The sequence below is a fragment of the Pedobacter foliorum genome (assembly GCF_013266735.1).
Lineage (GTDB): Bacteria > Bacteroidota > Bacteroidia > Sphingobacteriales > Sphingobacteriaceae > Pedobacter > Pedobacter foliorum.
Window position 1 is genome coordinate 21,311 of record NZ_JABSNU010000010.1, and the last position, 14,038, is coordinate 35,348.

The window sequence follows — 14,038 nt, forward strand, 5'->3', positions numbered from 1 at the left end:
ACTGTTATCTTAGCCGAAGTAAGTAAACTTTCACATGAATCATCCTTATAAGTCAGAACTTTTAGTAAATCTTAAAGCGCATTATCATGATCGCGGTTGGCGTTCAATTACCTATTTCGATGCTAAAAGAGATGAAATTCTATTCGTTTTACCTGAAACTGATGATGTAACCAAAGTACTTAATAATCTATATGCCGTTTTAGGTACCTTACCAGAGATAGATCACCCTAAAGAACGTGTAGTTATAAGCTTTTGCTACGAAAGCGGAGATTCTTATTGCTCGCGCTTAATAAACCCTAATAAACAGGATGAAATCAACCTTGCGCTGATCGGTTACCGACCAGAACGCAGGATCCGACCTGAAGAACTTCAGGAGCTTCAATAGTAAATATTTCTCGCTCAAAATGTTACGATGAGTAACCAATTAAATTTCATAAATTAGAGTACACACAAATAAAACTCGCTATGAAATCTAAATTATGTTTTTTCATACTGCTCTTCTATGGGCTGTATGTTCAGGCTCAAGAACACCCTGATTTTGAAAAAAAGGTAAGGTTCGGAATCAAAACCGGCATTAACGCCTCTATCTTTACACGCAAAGTAATGCCCACATCCACAGCAGAACGAAGCGATTTCAGTAATTTCAATTCCTTTGTAAGAAATTCCCTAAATGCCGGACTAACTGCCGACGGACGACTAACGGAACGCATTAGTCTCACTGCCGAATTGCTCTTTAATTCAAGAGGGATGGTTTACAAGGAAAAAAACAACAGCGTAACTATTATTGATGAAGAAGGCGAGGAGCAACCAGCCTATAACAATTTTAATTTCAATATTGATTACGTAGAATTACCAATTGTAATTAACTATAATTTTAAGCCAAGTTCGTTTAGGATCTTTTTGGCCGCCTATGCAGGTTTAGCTCCTGGTATAGCAGTTAATTCTAAAACAAAATTACACTACGATGAAGGTGTTGATGGTAATGGAAGAGAGGCTAAGAATGAAATATTGCCATTAAAAAATGTAAAACATTTTAACAATAGTTTACTTGCCGGAGTTAAGCTTGGTGATAACAGTCCTCGAAAGATTAATTTTTATGCGGATTTTAGGCTAAGCTACACCTTGCTTCCTGTTTTTAGTCGTACGGTGTCGGATAATGGGAGTAATTTAGATACCCGAATGCTTACTGGCTCTGTAGGTGTTGGTGTAAAATTTTAATTTTCAAAACAATTGTATAATGCGCAAAACATTAAGTTTTTTTCTAATCCTTCTGTTTTCTGTTTCAGGTTTGTTGGCAGGAGCCAACAAACCTTATCAGGCTGATCTGATCATATATGGCGGTACATCAGCTGCCATCACTGCTGCTGTTGCCGCCAAAAAACTGGGTAAAACTGTAATTGTGATTTCTCCTGATATTCATTTGGGTGGACTGTCATCAAGTGGTTTAGGTTTTACTGATACAGGGAATAAGGAGGTTATAGGAGGCTTATCGCGTGATTTTTACCATAGGGTTTATCTTCATTACCAACAGGATACTGCATGGAAGTGGCAAAAAAAGGAAGAATATGGTAATAAAGGGCAAGGAACACCTGCAATTGATGGTAAAGATAGGACTATGTGGATATTTGAACCTCATGTTGCCGAAAAGATCATGGAAGATTATATCAAAGAAAACAACATTGAGATTTACCGAAATGAATGGTTAAATCGCAAAGATGGGGTAAAAATGAAAAATGGTAAAATTACATCTATCAATACATTAAGTGGTAAACAGTTTACAGGTAAAATGTTTATAGATGCTACTTACGAGGGCGATTTGATGGCTAGTGCAAAGGTAAGTTATCATGTTGGCCGAGAAGCAAATAGTGTGTATGGTGAAACCTGGAATGGCGTTCAGACAGAGGTGTTTCAACACGGACATCATTTTAAAACAGATATAGATCCCTACAAAACTCCTGGTGATAAAAACAGTGGCCTGCTTGCGGGTATTTCCGGAGAAAATCCGGGAGTAAAAGGAGAGGGTGATAATAAACTACAGGCCTATTGTTTTAGAATGTGCCTCACCAATAAGGAAGAAAACAGGATAACGTTTCCAAAACCCGACAATTATAATCCTGCTAATTATGAGTTGCTGGCAAGGGTATTTCAAAGTGGTTGGAAAGAGTTGTTTGATAAATTTGACGACATACCTAATCGTAAAACAGACACAAATAATCACGGTCCATTTAGTACAGATTTTATTGGTATGAACTACGATTATCCTGAAGCTAGTTATCAGAAACGCAAAGAGATTATCAAACAACATGAAGATTATCAAAAGGGACTGATGTATTTCATGATTACGGATTCGCGTGTTCCTGCTGATCTGCAAAAAAGATTGCAAACATGGGGCTTGTCTAAAGATGAATTTAAAGATAATGGAAACTGGCCTCACCAAATTTATGTAAGAGAAGCCCGAAGGATGGTTAGTGATTGTGTATTAACAGAAAATGAGACATTGGGACGAAAAGAAGTGCCAAAACCAATAGGTATGGGTTCTTATGCTTTGGATTCGCACAATACACAACGCTATGTGAATAGCCGAGGGTTTGTGCAGAATGAAGGAGACATAGGTGTGCATGCACCCAAACCTTACAGCATATCATACGGATCTATAGTCCCTAAAAATGGAGAGTGCAGTAATTTATTGGTGCCGGTTTGTGTTTCCAGCTCTCATATTGCCTATGGTTCGGTAAGGATGGAGCCTGTTTTTATGATTCTTGGCGAATCTGCAGCAACAGCAGCAGCCATTGCTATTGATGATCAGGTAAATGTTCAGCAGGTATCTTACGAAAAATTGGAAACGCAATTGCTAAATCAAAAACAGAGGTTAAGGCTCAATTAATAGAAAGGAAGTGTTTTTAAAGGCTACACAAAAATAATTGCCAGGTTTTGGTGATATTTGGTTTAAAATGCCCACATACTATTAAACGTAGTAACTATGGATGCAAAATTAAATACCGATGTGAGATACAATGATCGTGAAGCATGGCTTACTGCTTTGTATAAAAAAGCCTTTCCTCTTGTGGCAAGTCATGTTTCTAAAATGGGTGGTTCATTTGATGATGCCAGGGATATTTTTCAGGATGCTCTAGTTATTTATTACGAGAAATCGACCCAGCAGGAATTAACCTTAAAACACAGCGATAAAGCCTATCTGTTTGGTATTGCCCGCTACCTCTGGAATAAGCGATACAAAGAAAGCACAAAACAATTGTCTATTGATCAGTTAAATGCTGACTTTGATGAAGAGGCTGGCCTGATTGATGTTGCTGAGCAGGAAGAAGTATCTTCTTCTCGCTTGTTTAAGTTGCTGCAAACTGCAGGTCAGAAATGTATGGAGTTGCTTAGTGCTTTTTATTATGAAAAGCTGAATATGGAAAAAGTTGCAGAACGATTTGGCTTTTCAGGGCCACGATCCGCAACTGTTCAGAAGTTCAAATGCCTGGAAAAAATAAAGGAAACTGTAAAAGAAAAATCATTAAGCTATGAAGACATCCTTGAATGAGCTGTTGCTGATTGAAGATTTTCTTTTGACTAGTCCTGGTGGGGAAGAAAAGGTTTTAATGCAGGCGCGGCTATTACTCCAGCCAGAGTTGCAAGAAAGTATTCATTGGCAGCAAAAAACGTATCAGCTGGTAGAAACCTACGGCAGGGAACAGTTACGTAAAGAAATCAGTCAGGTACACCAAAAGTTGTTTGCCTCGCCTGAGCACCTTTCATTCAGGCAAAGGATTATGCGTCTTTTTAGTAAGTAAACCAACTTAATTTAATTAAATGCTAATGTGCCCCAATGCGGGTAGGGGTATTGCTATGTCTTTTTTTTACCAAAAATAACTCAACATGAAAAACAATGAATTTCGCAGCTATGCGGTAAAGCATCACCGTATTAACAGTATTTATGTAGATAAATATATCTCAAGAACGTCTGCTATGGCCGGTCCGGTTGCCATGACACCCTATATCACAGAAGAGCGGCAATTAAACGTTGCTCAGATGGATGTATTTTCACGTCTGATGATGGATCGCATTATTTTTCTGGGAGAAGCTGTTGACGAAAGGAATGCCAATGTAATTCAGGCCCAATTGCTCTTTCTGCAATCGGCCGATGCTAAAAAGGACATCCAGTTGTATGTCAATTCACCTGGCGGATCGGTTTATGCTGGTTTAGGTATTTACGATACCATGCAATTCATCGCACCGGATGTGGCAACTATTTGTACTGGTATTGCCCTTTCTATGGGCTCAGTATTGCTTTGTGCGGGTGCTGCCGGAAAGCGATCTGCTTTACAGCATTCTCGTGTAATGATTCATCAAACTTCAGGAGGTACGCAAGGTACTGCTACTGATATGGATATCTCCATTAAACAAGTGCTTCAGGTGCAAAAGGAACTTTACCAGATTATAGCCAAACATAGTGGGCAAGCCTATGATCGGATCAATGAAGCTGCCAGTCGCGATTATTGGATGACAGCGGTTGAGGCCAAAGAATTTGGTATGGTTGATGAGGTTTTGTCGAGGTGATAAACATTTTTCGTTATTACTTATCCTAGGTCAATACTTATATTTATCGGGCATGGTAACTTTGCTTTATAAAAATATAAGATTATGGAATTAGGTATAGGTATGTTCGGCGATTTGTCGGTTGATCAGAAAACAGGGAAACCAAGATCTGCGCAATTAAAACTGCACGAGATTCTGGAACAGATTAAACTGGCCGATGAGGTAGGTTTGGATGTTTTTGGTTTGGGCGAGCACCATCGTCCGGATTATGCTGTTTCATCTCCGGAAATTGTACTGGCAGCTGCAGCAAGCATCACCAAAAATATTAAACTGACCAGTACAGTGACAGTATTGAGTTCTGCTGAGCCGGTAAAAGTATATCAGGATTTTTCAACAATTGATCTGATTTCCAATGGTCGTGCTGAAATAGGTGTAGGCAGGGGGAGTTTTATAGAATCTTTTCCTTTGTTTGGCTACGACCTTAAAAATTATGATAAGCTGTTTGAAGAAAAACTGGATCTGTTGCTCAACATCAATAACAATGAGGTTGTAAACTGGAAAGGTGATCTTCGTGCACCGCTCATCAACCAAATGGTATTGCCAAGGGCAAGTAATGATGGGAAATTACCAATCTGGATTGCAGTTGGCGGAACGCCACAGTCTGTATTGCGTGCTGCAGTATTAGGTTTGCCATTGGTGGTTGCTATCATAGGTGGTATGCCTAAGCAATTTCAGCCCTTAATTGAATACTATAAAGAACAATATGTAAAACATGGCCATGATGTGAGTAAAATGCAGATTGGTATCCATTCACATGCATTTTTGAGCGACAATGAAGCAAATGCAGATGGTTATTATGAGAATTATGCAGCGCAGATGGATAGGATAGGTGCTACAAGAGGCTGGGCACCATATACCAAGCAGCAGTATAATGGAGGACGTTCTAAAGAAGGTGCTTTATTTATTGGAGAGGCCAATGCAGTAGTAGATAAGATTCTGTATATGCATGAATTATTTGGCATTACCAGATTTATTGGCCACATGGATGTAGGTGATCCTTCGCATGAGGAAATGATGAAATCAATTGAAATATTTGGCACTAAGGTAGCGCCAATAGTAAGGAAAGCAATGAGTACAAAATAGTATAATAAAAAAGGCTTTAAACCATCCGGTTTAAAGCCTTTGAACTAAAAAATGGAACTCTAATCCCTGTCGTGTCCTCTACCACGACCATTTCCTCTTCCATGTCCGCGATCATCATCACGGTCACGTCCACGGCCCCATCCATTGCCATGTTCTTTATATCTCTTGTAATCGTGTTTGTCGCCTCTATAATAATCTCTCTCTACATAACGTACCGGGCGACTGTAACGGATAACCGGTTGTGAACGATATGATCTGTATCTCGCATATTCTACTCTGTGTTCTCTGTAATGATCGTATGGTCTAGGTGAATTAATTACTACCTTATATCCGTTGTACAAATCGTAGTCTCTATATCTTGGAGGTAAGCCTGCCGAGAAAGTCCAGTTTCCATTGCTTAAGTAAATAAACTGTCTGGTGGGTACATAATAGTAACTTTCAATATCGGGCATGTAATAATAATCTGCACGGTCATAACCTGAAGGACCCCATGCAGGCTGAGACCCGATGTTTACACTAAGGCTAACCTGAGCGCTTGACTTGGTAGGGATAAAACCAATTGCTGCGAGTAACGTTAAGAATATTAGCTTTTTCATGACTGTACGTTTTAATTGTTTGTTCTTAATAGTTTCATTTGTGTGTTTCAATGATTCAAATCTCTAAACCGAACATGAAAACAACATGAAATTCTAAAATTATTTTACTTTTTAAATTTCATCTTAATTTCATGTTGGGTAATCACCTTTGTTATAGATATTGAGTGGCGCAGATGAACATGCATATGTTTTAGGAGGGATAGATCGTTTGCCTCGAAAGAGGCAAACTTTCTTTATATTTACATGATGATGATCTATTTAAACGCATATACATTAGTTAAACGCTTTTTAATTGTATCAATAACGCTTTGTTTATTAGTACTATCCGCAGTATCGAATCCAGTAAAAGCATCAACTTTTGAGACTCAACAGAGAGACAAATCCAGAGGTAAGAAGGATGATGACAGGCAGAAAAAAGAAAAACAGGAAGTGAAAGAAGTGCCTAAATCCAGAAGACAATCTAAACCTGAGCCTGTAAGAAAAGAGAGAGAAGAGAAAGAAAGACCTTCCCGTTCTAAAGGTAGAAGAGGCTAGCCGATACAAATATGAAAGTGCTTATAGTTGAAGATGAAAAAACGCTTGCTTACGAAATGGAAACCTTTTTAAAAAAGGCATTCTACCTGTGCGATCTGGCACATACTGTAGCACAAGGTTTAGAGAAAATTGAAATAAACAGTTACGATTTTATTCTGCTTGATCTCGGTTTACCCGATGGTGATGGATTGACGCTATTGCCAAAAGCCAAAAAATACAACCCGGAAGCTGCATACATTATTTTAACTGCACGTGGTAACCTGGAAGATAGAATAACGGGACTAGATCTTGGAGCTGATGATTATCTGGCCAAACCTTTTTCGTTGTTAGAGCTTCAATCAAGAATGCAGGCCATTGCCCGTCGTAAATTTAACGTTAAGGAAGAGGCACTTCCACTTGGAGAGTTTAGCATCGACCTTCAAAAAAGGTTTATAAATTTCAAAGAGCAGCAAATAGAATTGTCGCGTAAGGAGTTTGATGTGCTGAGCTATCTTTTTTTACACAAAAACCGTGTTTTAACAAGGATGCAATTAAGCGAACACATTTGGGGTACCTTTGCCGATGATGACTATGATTCGAATTACATTGATGCACACATAAAAAACATCAGGAAGAAATTAAATGTATGGGCACCCACTGAGTGGCTCGAAACAGTTCGTGGTGTGGGCTATAGAATAAAGAAATAAACGTGAAATTATCTGCCAAGCTCATATACTTCATCACCGGGTCTAAACTGGCAGTAGTGCTTTTGTTTATCCTTTCTATGCCTTTTTTGGTAGCTCGTATTGCCTCAGAATACACTAATTATTCCTTAAGAGATCAGCAAGCAAAGGTAATCAGAGATGTACATAGAAATGGAATTGATTATTACTTGCAAGGCGATGATAGTTTTGGTAGTTACACCATGCTTAAGGAAGAGTATATTTCTCTTCAGCCTGCTACTCCTAAGCTGCAATTGGATACCATAAAAACAGCCAGACGTAAAGTAGAGCAGGATACCTTGAATTACAGGGTGCTTAGCCATACTTTTAAAATTAAAGATAAAAACTACCTGCTGGAGATTGGGAAAACCGTAGGCAGCATCAATCAATACAATAAACCTTTACAGCGCATTGCCTTATACGTGTTAATGGGGTTAATTGCTTTAACTATTGTTATCGACCTTATTTTTACCCGAATACTGATAAGACCGCTTGGTAAGATTATACAAAGTAAACTGATAAACAGAAAGTTCCCTTTTAAGGATGAAAGTGTACCTGTTAAAACCAGTACTCAAGATTTTAAATACCTTGATGAGTCGTTGATTAGTTTAATGGATCAGATCAATATAGACTTTGAGAAGGAGCGTGAGTTTACTGCAAATGCTTCGCATGAGTTGATGACTCCGATAAGTATCCTCCAAAACAAAATGGAAAACCTACTTGCCGATGATCAGATTACTGAAGATGTAGCTATGCGCATTGTAGGGATGATGAAAACGCTAGATCGGTTAAAGAAAATCTCGTCCTCACTACTGTTTATTTCGAGGATAGAGAACGATCAGTTCGTAAAACTGGCTTCTGTTAAGCCTGCTGATTTACTGGAGGATATAAAAGAAGAGATTAGTCATAGGTTAGAGGATAAGGGGCTTACACTTACCATTGATGTTACGGATAAGGTTACACTGAAAAATGTGAACCATGATTTGCTTTTTCAATTGTTTTACAACCTGATAAACAATGCAATTAAATACAACGTTGAGCAGGGGAGTGTGGTAATTACGGATGCTTTTAACAAGCAGGGCGATTATATGGTTATTATAAAAGATACCGGAATTGGTATTGCCCCAGAAGATATCGACTTTATTTTTGATCGTTTCAGAAAAGCCAATTTAACAGAGAATGTTGGTTATGGGCTTGGGCTATCTATTGTGAAAAGTATTGCCGTATATCATAATATCGATATTAAAGTTGCTTCGGTAGTTAAACAGGGATCAACTTTTACAATTACTTTTCCGAAGGGGATGTTGGTGTAGGCTTTAAATACTCCTTAATTGTTTTTGCTTAACGATAGTAATTTTGTTTTTACCAGTTCAGTGTTGCTGTTCCAGTTAAACTTTTCATTTACAATTTTCCCGGACTTATCTGCAATCATATAATGTGGAATTCCTTGGATGCCAAATTTGGTTGATATTACACTGTATTCATCAGCAGTAATCCTGTAATGCTCTCCTTTTATTCCAGGTGCCATGGTGTTGTAAGTACTAATGGGTGAGGTATTGTTAGTTATGTACAAGAAAACTATATCCTCATTCTTAAGCTCTTCTTTTAGTGGAGCCATCAGTTTTATTCCTTCCAGGCATGGACCGCACCATGTAGCCCAAAAATCAATAAATATAGTTTTGCCTTTGTATTTCTTAAGGATGTTTTCAAAAACACTATCCTCTGCTACTTTAGGCGTCTCATTTTTAACATAGCCAGTTTGAGTTTTATTATTGATTATAGTTTGTTTAACCTTATTGTTTAGATCCAGTACCTCAGAGAATAATGAAGGATTTTTAAGTTCTTTTTTTATCCTTGTAAGGGTAGAGTCAGGTAATGGTGTTTGTAGATCCTGAATTTTCTGGCATACCTCTTGGATTTGGATAAGATCGAGCTCTAAAGATATATCTGAATTGGTTATCTCTTTTAGAACCTGCGGTCGCACTTTATTAAATACTTCAGTAGGTACAGAGCGTCCATTTCCCGCTTTCATAGATGCCAACCATGCTTTCTCCTCTTTAGTTGGCGTATCTCGCTGTTCCAAAACGTTAATTTGAGCAGTAAAATCATATCTTCCCGTTTTATCATAAATTAGTTCCAATGATAGCAGACCGCTTAGGAAGATTTTATAGTTTCCGGATGCCAAATTTAAACGGTCATTGTATTTCATATTCCGCAAGAAATCATAATAGTCTTCTTTGAGAGCTACTGTTTTTAATATAGGTGTTCTATCTGCAAATGAAGCCTTGCTGTTGTATCTGTATGCCGATTCTATATTGTAGTTGTAGTTTATTAAGTCGACAGCTATGGAGTTTTTAATGTCGTTTATTGCGAGAGAATAAGCTTTTTTACTAAGGGGATTGATTTTATTTACACTATCTATCGCTTTTATTTTCCCTGTCTGCATGGCCAGGAAATAAGCTTTATAGGCTTTGGGTTCCATTTGATAAATGTCGCTTTGAATCTTTTCCCATTTGTGACCCACTAAAATCGGGGTTACCCTTTGTAAATCAGTATTAATTAGTGCTCCATCACCTTTATACACCGAAATAACTTTTGATACATCCGTTAAATCGATGTTTTGAATTACCTTTCCACCATGTTTGAAATATACATTTTGGTGGAAAAATGGGAAGCTGATCCAGCATTGTTTATCGTAATTTAATGGGAAGCTTACGGAAAAAGTCCCGGCAGAATCAATATTAATCAAATGACTTTCGTCGATACCTGTTACCGCATTCAAAACAATTAAAGTTCCTGTTTTAAAGCCCCATGATGTTTTAAATCCTTTTATAGTGCCGGAATAGGTGCTGGTTTTAGGAATAGCTATGGTATTAAGGGCCAGTAAAAGCAAACCTATAAAAAATGAGAGACGTTTCATTATCAGGAAATGTTAAGTAATGGATTGTTAAATTACTAATTTTTATTTTACATAGGGGGAGTCTGTAATTTCTTTAATTGTAATAAACTATATATATTCGTCGTAATTAAAACGCTTATCTTCAAATTACTCTCAAATGAAAAAAATTATCTTGTTATGCCTTGGTATTGTCCTAGGTACAGTTGCGCATGCACAAAAAGGTCCTAGAGAACACAAAGGCTTCTATCTTTCGATGGGGCTTGGTCCCGTATTTGGCCCAATTAACGTAAACACTACAGTAGCCAAATACGACATGAGTGGTACCGGCGCTTTATTTGATCTGAAAATAGGTGGTGCTATTCAAGAGAATCTGATTCTTCATGCTACTTTACTGACTAGCGGATTAAACGGCCCTAAAATTACTGGGATTACGGGAGAAAGTGCTAAAGCTTCCGATAAAGTAAATGTTAGTGAGTTTTTGCTTGGTGGTGGGGTAACCTATTATTTTATGCCAGTTAACGTTTTTGTTTCCGGATCGGCAGGATTGGGTAAGTTTTCTATTGATAACCGCGACATGGATTACACAGCTTCTACCGAAAACGGATTTGGTTTCCAAATCAAGGTGGGGAAAGAGTGGTGGGTATCTAAGAAGTGGGGCTTAGGGGTTGCTGCTACTTATGGAAAAACTAGTGTTGATAGTCAACCCAGTCCTGATCTGCGAGAAAAATTAAACAGTAATCGCTTTGGTATTATGTTTAGTGCAACTCTTAATTAAGAGTTGTACGATCCATTGAGGAAATAATCTCTCCAGAAGTTTCATAACAATTACCAAACGGATAAAAGCGTTATAGATTTTTATATATTCACAATTTTAAAAAATTATGAAACTATCATCCATTATACAGCCTGAGGCACTGTTATTACTCAATAAAAACGATTTCATCTTATTTGATGTAAGTGCCGGATCTAAACCCAGGTATGATGAGCAACATTTAGATGGAGCCTTTTATCTTGATTTAAATACTGATCTGGCCGATATTAAAGATTTCGCTGTTGGTGGGAGACATCCTTTACCAACTTTTGAACATTTTGCACAGCTTTTAGGTAGATACGGAATTACTAAAGATACTCATGTAATTGTTTACGACGATAAAAATGGGTCTAATGCTGCAGCAAGATTATGGTGGATGTTAAAATCAATAGGACACGATAAGGTTCAGGTTTTAAATGGCGGTTATACTGCTGCAATTAATGCGGGTTTTGCTGTAAATTCTGAGGTTCCCGTTGTTGAAGCAACAACTCCATATCAAATCACTGAATGGCAGTTGCCGCTTGCAGAAATGGATGAAGTAGAGATTGCTGGTAACAGTGATGATCATGCCGTTATTGATGTTCGTGATGCCAATCGCTATGCAGGATTAACCGAACCTATCGATTTAATTGCAGGGCATATCCCAGGCGCTATAAATATCCCTTTTACAGAAAATCTTGATAGTAATGGCGCTTTCTTAGCTCCTGAAGTACTAAAGGAGAAATATTCTAAAGCGTTGGCAGATTATAAAACAGAAAATGTGATTGTACATTGTGGCTCTGGTGTAACTGCTTGTCATACGTTGTTGGCTCTTGATTATGCAGGTTTAGATATTCCCAAATTGTACGTGGGCAGCTGGAGCGAGTGGAGTAGGAATAACAAGAAAATGATTTTGGCTTAAAATTGCTATTACTAGTCTTTTATAAGAAAAATAAAGCTGAAGTAGCACATGAAAGTAACACGAAGGAAATTCATAAGAACAGGGTTGCTTGTTACTTTAGGTGCTGTTTTGGTAGACATGTTTTGGTTTGAGAAATTCTTTATTGAAACTAATGAGTTTTACATTGGTAAAGCAACCAAAGAAACAACGAATATCAAAGTTGTTCAAATCTCTGATTTACACCTTCAGTCTATAAATAGTCAATTATCGCGGCTCGCAAGTAAGCTTAATAAATTAAAACCTGAACTGATTTTAATTACCGGTGACGCCATCGATAAGGCGCAAAATGTTTCGCTACTCAATGACTTTTTAAAACTAATAGACAAACAAATAAAAAAGGTAGCCATTTTAGGGAATTGGGAATACTGGGGGAATATTGATTTAAACGAATTGAATAAGGTTTATTTAGAGAATAATTGCACTTTACTAGTTAACCAAACTACACAGTATTTGTTTGGCGACACATCTATATCGATAACCGGCGTGGATGATTTTGTGGGGGGAAATGCTAATTATAATGCTGCAATAAAGGACTATAAAAAAAGCGACTACCATATAGTTCTGAATCATTGTCCTCAATACAATGACTATATTTCAACGCAAATTGATACACATGTTGATTTTATCCTTTCCGGACATACACACGGTGGACAGATAAATTTACTTGGTTTTGCTCCATTTCTTCCACCAGGAAGTGGTAAATATGTTAAAGGTTGGTATACCCAAAACAACTCCAAATTTTATGTTTCTAAAGGTATCGGAACAAGCATGCTACCCGCACGATTTGGAGCAAGAGCAGAAATAGCAATATTTAACTTATCATGAAAATGATTAAATACTTTCTATGTTGTTAGGAACAAGAAGGAGGTATTTAACTCAATTACTGGATTACATACCATTATTACTGATTAGGGTACGCATACTGTATAAACAATTACGGATGTACTATCTTTGATGTAGATAAAGGCAAATGAGATGGAAAATGTACTAATGATTGATTCAGTAGGGCAATACAGTACTTTAAATAATAATGATACCTTGCATCCATTGGTAAATATTGTAGACCTTTCGAAGGCTGAGGCAAGATTTAATGGAAAGGCCAATTATGGTTTTTATGCTGTGTTTTTGAAAGAAATTAAATGTGGCGATTTACATTACGGTTGCAACTACTATGATTACGAAGAAGGTACTTTGGTATTTGTTGGGCCTGGACAGGTGATGGGCATAGAAAACAATGGTGAATTATACCAACCAAAAGGACAGGCTTTAGTTTTTCATCCGGATCTGCTTAGAGGTACTTCACTTGGTAGACAAATAGCTGAATATAATTTCTTTTCTTATGAGGTACATGAAGCACTTCACTTATCCGAAAGCGAGCGGAAGCTCATTTACGACAGTTATGCGAAGATCCAGTATGAACTGGAACGCGGTATCGATAAACACAGTAAAACTTTGATCGTTAGTAATATTGAATTGTTGCTTAATTATTGCGTACGTTTTTACGACCGCCAGTTCATTACCCGAGAGAATGTAAACAAAGGCATACTGCAGAAATTTGAGGAATTGCTGAATGAATATTTCAGTTCAGATAAACCTAAAGAGATTGGATTACCAACTGTTAGCTATTGTGCTGACAGACTAAATTTATCAGCAAATTATTTCGGTGATCTAATCAAAAAGGAAACCGGCAAATCTGCACAGGAGTATATCCAATTAAAAACAATGGATCTTGCAAAGGAAAAGATTTTTGATGTAACTAAGTCTGTAAGCCAAATTGCTTATGAGTTGGGCTTCAAGTATCCTCAGCATTTTAGTCGTGCATTTAAGCAACAGGTGGGGCATTCACCAAATGAATATCGAAATCTGAATTGA

The 14,038-nt window shown here is 37.5% G+C and carries 16 protein-coding genes; 14 read left to right on the plus strand and 2 right to left on the minus strand.

Features of this window, described 5'->3' with window-relative positions; genetic code table 11:
- Window positions 1–34 precede the first annotated feature (34 nt).
- The 7 genes from HQN83_RS18145 to HQN83_RS18175 all read left to right on the plus strand — a co-directional run bounded on the left by HQN83_RS18145 (window position 35) and on the right by HQN83_RS18175 (window position 5,685).
- On the plus strand, window positions 35–385 hold the full coding sequence (locus tag HQN83_RS18145; RefSeq protein ID WP_173091997.1) for a hypothetical protein: 351 nt from the start codon (window positions 35–37) through the stop codon (window positions 383–385).
- Between the two features lie 80 nt (window positions 386–465).
- The gene (locus HQN83_RS18150) at window positions 466–1,218 is read left to right on the plus strand and encodes a porin family protein (protein WP_173091999.1); all 753 of its coding nucleotides are present in this window, start codon (window positions 466–468) and stop codon (window positions 1,216–1,218) included.
- A 19-nt stretch (window positions 1,219–1,237) separates the two neighbouring features.
- Window positions 1,238–2,884 carry an FAD-dependent oxidoreductase gene (locus tag HQN83_RS18155; protein ID WP_173092001.1) on the plus strand — a complete coding sequence of 549 codons (1,647 nt, stop codon included), beginning with the start codon at window positions 1,238–1,240 and terminating at the stop codon, window positions 2,882–2,884.
- 96 nt (window positions 2,885–2,980) lie between these two features.
- Window positions 2,981–3,547 (plus strand): RNA polymerase sigma factor, encoded by a 567-nt coding sequence (locus tag HQN83_RS18160; protein ID WP_173092003.1) that lies wholly within the window; start codon window positions 2,981–2,983, stop codon window positions 3,545–3,547.
- Complete coding sequence (locus HQN83_RS18165) at window positions 3,528–3,797, plus strand: hypothetical protein (RefSeq protein WP_173092005.1); 270 nt, start codon at window positions 3,528–3,530, stop codon at window positions 3,795–3,797. The genes HQN83_RS18160 and HQN83_RS18165 overlap by 20 nt, the downstream gene beginning before the upstream one ends.
- A gap of 85 nt (window positions 3,798–3,882) precedes the next feature.
- Window positions 3,883–4,563 carry an ATP-dependent Clp protease proteolytic subunit gene (locus HQN83_RS18170; RefSeq protein WP_173092007.1) on the plus strand — a complete coding sequence of 227 codons (681 nt, stop codon included), beginning with the start codon at window positions 3,883–3,885 and terminating at the stop codon, window positions 4,561–4,563.
- A gap of 84 nt (window positions 4,564–4,647) precedes the next feature.
- Entirely contained in the window at window positions 4,648–5,685 is a 1,038-nt protein-coding gene (locus HQN83_RS18175; RefSeq protein WP_173092009.1) for an Atu2307/SP_0267 family LLM class monooxygenase, read from the plus strand.
- Window positions 5,686–5,744: 59 nt separating this feature from the next.
- Here HQN83_RS18175 and HQN83_RS18180 read toward each other — a convergent pair whose 3' ends face one another.
- Window positions 5,745–6,281, minus strand: coding sequence for a hypothetical protein (locus tag HQN83_RS18180; RefSeq protein ID WP_173092012.1), 537 nt, complete (start codon window positions 6,279–6,281; stop codon window positions 5,745–5,747).
- Between the two features lie 243 nt (window positions 6,282–6,524).
- On the opposite strand from HQN83_RS18180, the gene HQN83_RS18185 reads away from it, so the two are divergent.
- The 3 genes from HQN83_RS18185 to HQN83_RS18195 are packed head-to-tail and all read left to right on the plus strand — an operon-like array spanning window position 6,525 to window position 8,829.
- Window positions 6,525–6,815, plus strand: a complete 291-nt coding sequence (locus HQN83_RS18185) for a hypothetical protein (RefSeq protein WP_173092014.1) — start codon at window positions 6,525–6,527, stop codon at window positions 6,813–6,815.
- A gap of 11 nt (window positions 6,816–6,826) precedes the next feature.
- Window positions 6,827–7,501 (plus strand): response regulator transcription factor, encoded by a 675-nt coding sequence (locus HQN83_RS18190; protein WP_173092016.1) that lies wholly within the window; start codon window positions 6,827–6,829, stop codon window positions 7,499–7,501.
- Between the two features lie 2 nt (window positions 7,502–7,503).
- Window positions 7,504–8,829: a sensor histidine kinase gene (locus tag HQN83_RS18195; protein ID WP_173092018.1), complete on the plus strand. Its 1,326-nt coding sequence runs from the start codon at window positions 7,504–7,506 to the stop codon at window positions 8,827–8,829.
- A 14-nt stretch (window positions 8,830–8,843) separates the two neighbouring features.
- Here the strand turns inward: HQN83_RS18195 and HQN83_RS18200 are convergent, their stop codons facing one another.
- Window positions 8,844–10,436, minus strand: coding sequence for a TlpA family protein disulfide reductase (locus tag HQN83_RS18200; protein WP_173092020.1), 1,593 nt, complete (start codon window positions 10,434–10,436; stop codon window positions 8,844–8,846).
- A 136-nt stretch (window positions 10,437–10,572) separates the two neighbouring features.
- Between HQN83_RS18200 and HQN83_RS18205 the strand changes: the two genes are divergently transcribed.
- From HQN83_RS18205 to HQN83_RS18220, 4 genes are all read left to right on the plus strand, one after another.
- The gene (locus HQN83_RS18205; RefSeq protein ID WP_173092022.1) at window positions 10,573–11,190 is read left to right on the plus strand and encodes an outer membrane beta-barrel protein; all 618 of its coding nucleotides are present in this window, start codon (window positions 10,573–10,575) and stop codon (window positions 11,188–11,190) included.
- Window positions 11,191–11,296: 106 nt separating this feature from the next.
- Window positions 11,297–12,127, plus strand: a complete 831-nt coding sequence (locus HQN83_RS18210) for a sulfurtransferase (RefSeq protein ID WP_173092024.1) — start codon at window positions 11,297–11,299, stop codon at window positions 12,125–12,127.
- Window positions 12,128–12,175: 48 nt separating this feature from the next.
- Window positions 12,176–12,991 carry a metallophosphoesterase gene (locus HQN83_RS18215; RefSeq protein ID WP_173092026.1) on the plus strand — a complete coding sequence of 272 codons (816 nt, stop codon included), beginning with the start codon at window positions 12,176–12,178 and terminating at the stop codon, window positions 12,989–12,991.
- A gap of 150 nt (window positions 12,992–13,141) precedes the next feature.
- A complete protein-coding gene (locus tag HQN83_RS18220) occupies window positions 13,142–14,038 on the plus strand; it encodes a helix-turn-helix domain-containing protein (protein WP_173092028.1) in 897 nt (298 codons plus the stop codon).

What these genes read in the sequence shown, in the direction of transcription:
- HQN83_RS18145 (WP_173091997.1), top strand. Translation starts at nt 35, where the DNA reads ATGAATCATCCTTATAAGTCAGAACTTTTAGTAAATCTTAAAGCGCAT.
- HQN83_RS18150 (WP_173091999.1), top strand. Translation starts at nt 466, where the DNA reads ATGAAATCTAAATTATGTTTTTTCATACTGCTCTTCTATGGGCTGTAT.
- HQN83_RS18155 (WP_173092001.1), top strand. Translation starts at nt 1,238, where the DNA reads ATGCGCAAAACATTAAGTTTTTTTCTAATCCTTCTGTTTTCTGTTTCA.
- HQN83_RS18160 (WP_173092003.1), top strand. Translation starts at nt 2,981, where the DNA reads ATGGATGCAAAATTAAATACCGATGTGAGATACAATGATCGTGAAGCA.
- HQN83_RS18165 (WP_173092005.1), top strand. Translation starts at nt 3,528, where the DNA reads ATGAAGACATCCTTGAATGAGCTGTTGCTGATTGAAGATTTTCTTTTG.
- HQN83_RS18170 (WP_173092007.1), top strand. Translation starts at nt 3,883, where the DNA reads ATGAAAAACAATGAATTTCGCAGCTATGCGGTAAAGCATCACCGTATT.
- HQN83_RS18175 (WP_173092009.1), top strand. Translation starts at nt 4,648, where the DNA reads ATGGAATTAGGTATAGGTATGTTCGGCGATTTGTCGGTTGATCAGAAA.
- HQN83_RS18180 (WP_173092012.1), bottom strand. Translation starts at nt 6,281, where the DNA reads ATGAAAAAGCTAATATTCTTAACGTTACTCGCAGCAATTGGTTTTATC.
- HQN83_RS18185 (WP_173092014.1), top strand. Translation starts at nt 6,525, where the DNA reads ATGATGATGATCTATTTAAACGCATATACATTAGTTAAACGCTTTTTA.
- HQN83_RS18190 (WP_173092016.1), top strand. Translation starts at nt 6,827, where the DNA reads ATGAAAGTGCTTATAGTTGAAGATGAAAAAACGCTTGCTTACGAAATG.
- HQN83_RS18200 (WP_173092020.1), bottom strand. Translation starts at nt 10,436, where the DNA reads ATGAAACGTCTCTCATTTTTTATAGGTTTGCTTTTACTGGCCCTTAAT.
- HQN83_RS18205 (WP_173092022.1), top strand. Translation starts at nt 10,573, where the DNA reads ATGAAAAAAATTATCTTGTTATGCCTTGGTATTGTCCTAGGTACAGTT.
- HQN83_RS18210 (WP_173092024.1), top strand. Translation starts at nt 11,297, where the DNA reads ATGAAACTATCATCCATTATACAGCCTGAGGCACTGTTATTACTCAAT.
- HQN83_RS18215 (WP_173092026.1), top strand. Translation starts at nt 12,176, where the DNA reads ATGAAAGTAACACGAAGGAAATTCATAAGAACAGGGTTGCTTGTTACT.
- HQN83_RS18220 (WP_173092028.1), top strand. Translation starts at nt 13,142, where the DNA reads ATGGAAAATGTACTAATGATTGATTCAGTAGGGCAATACAGTACTTTA.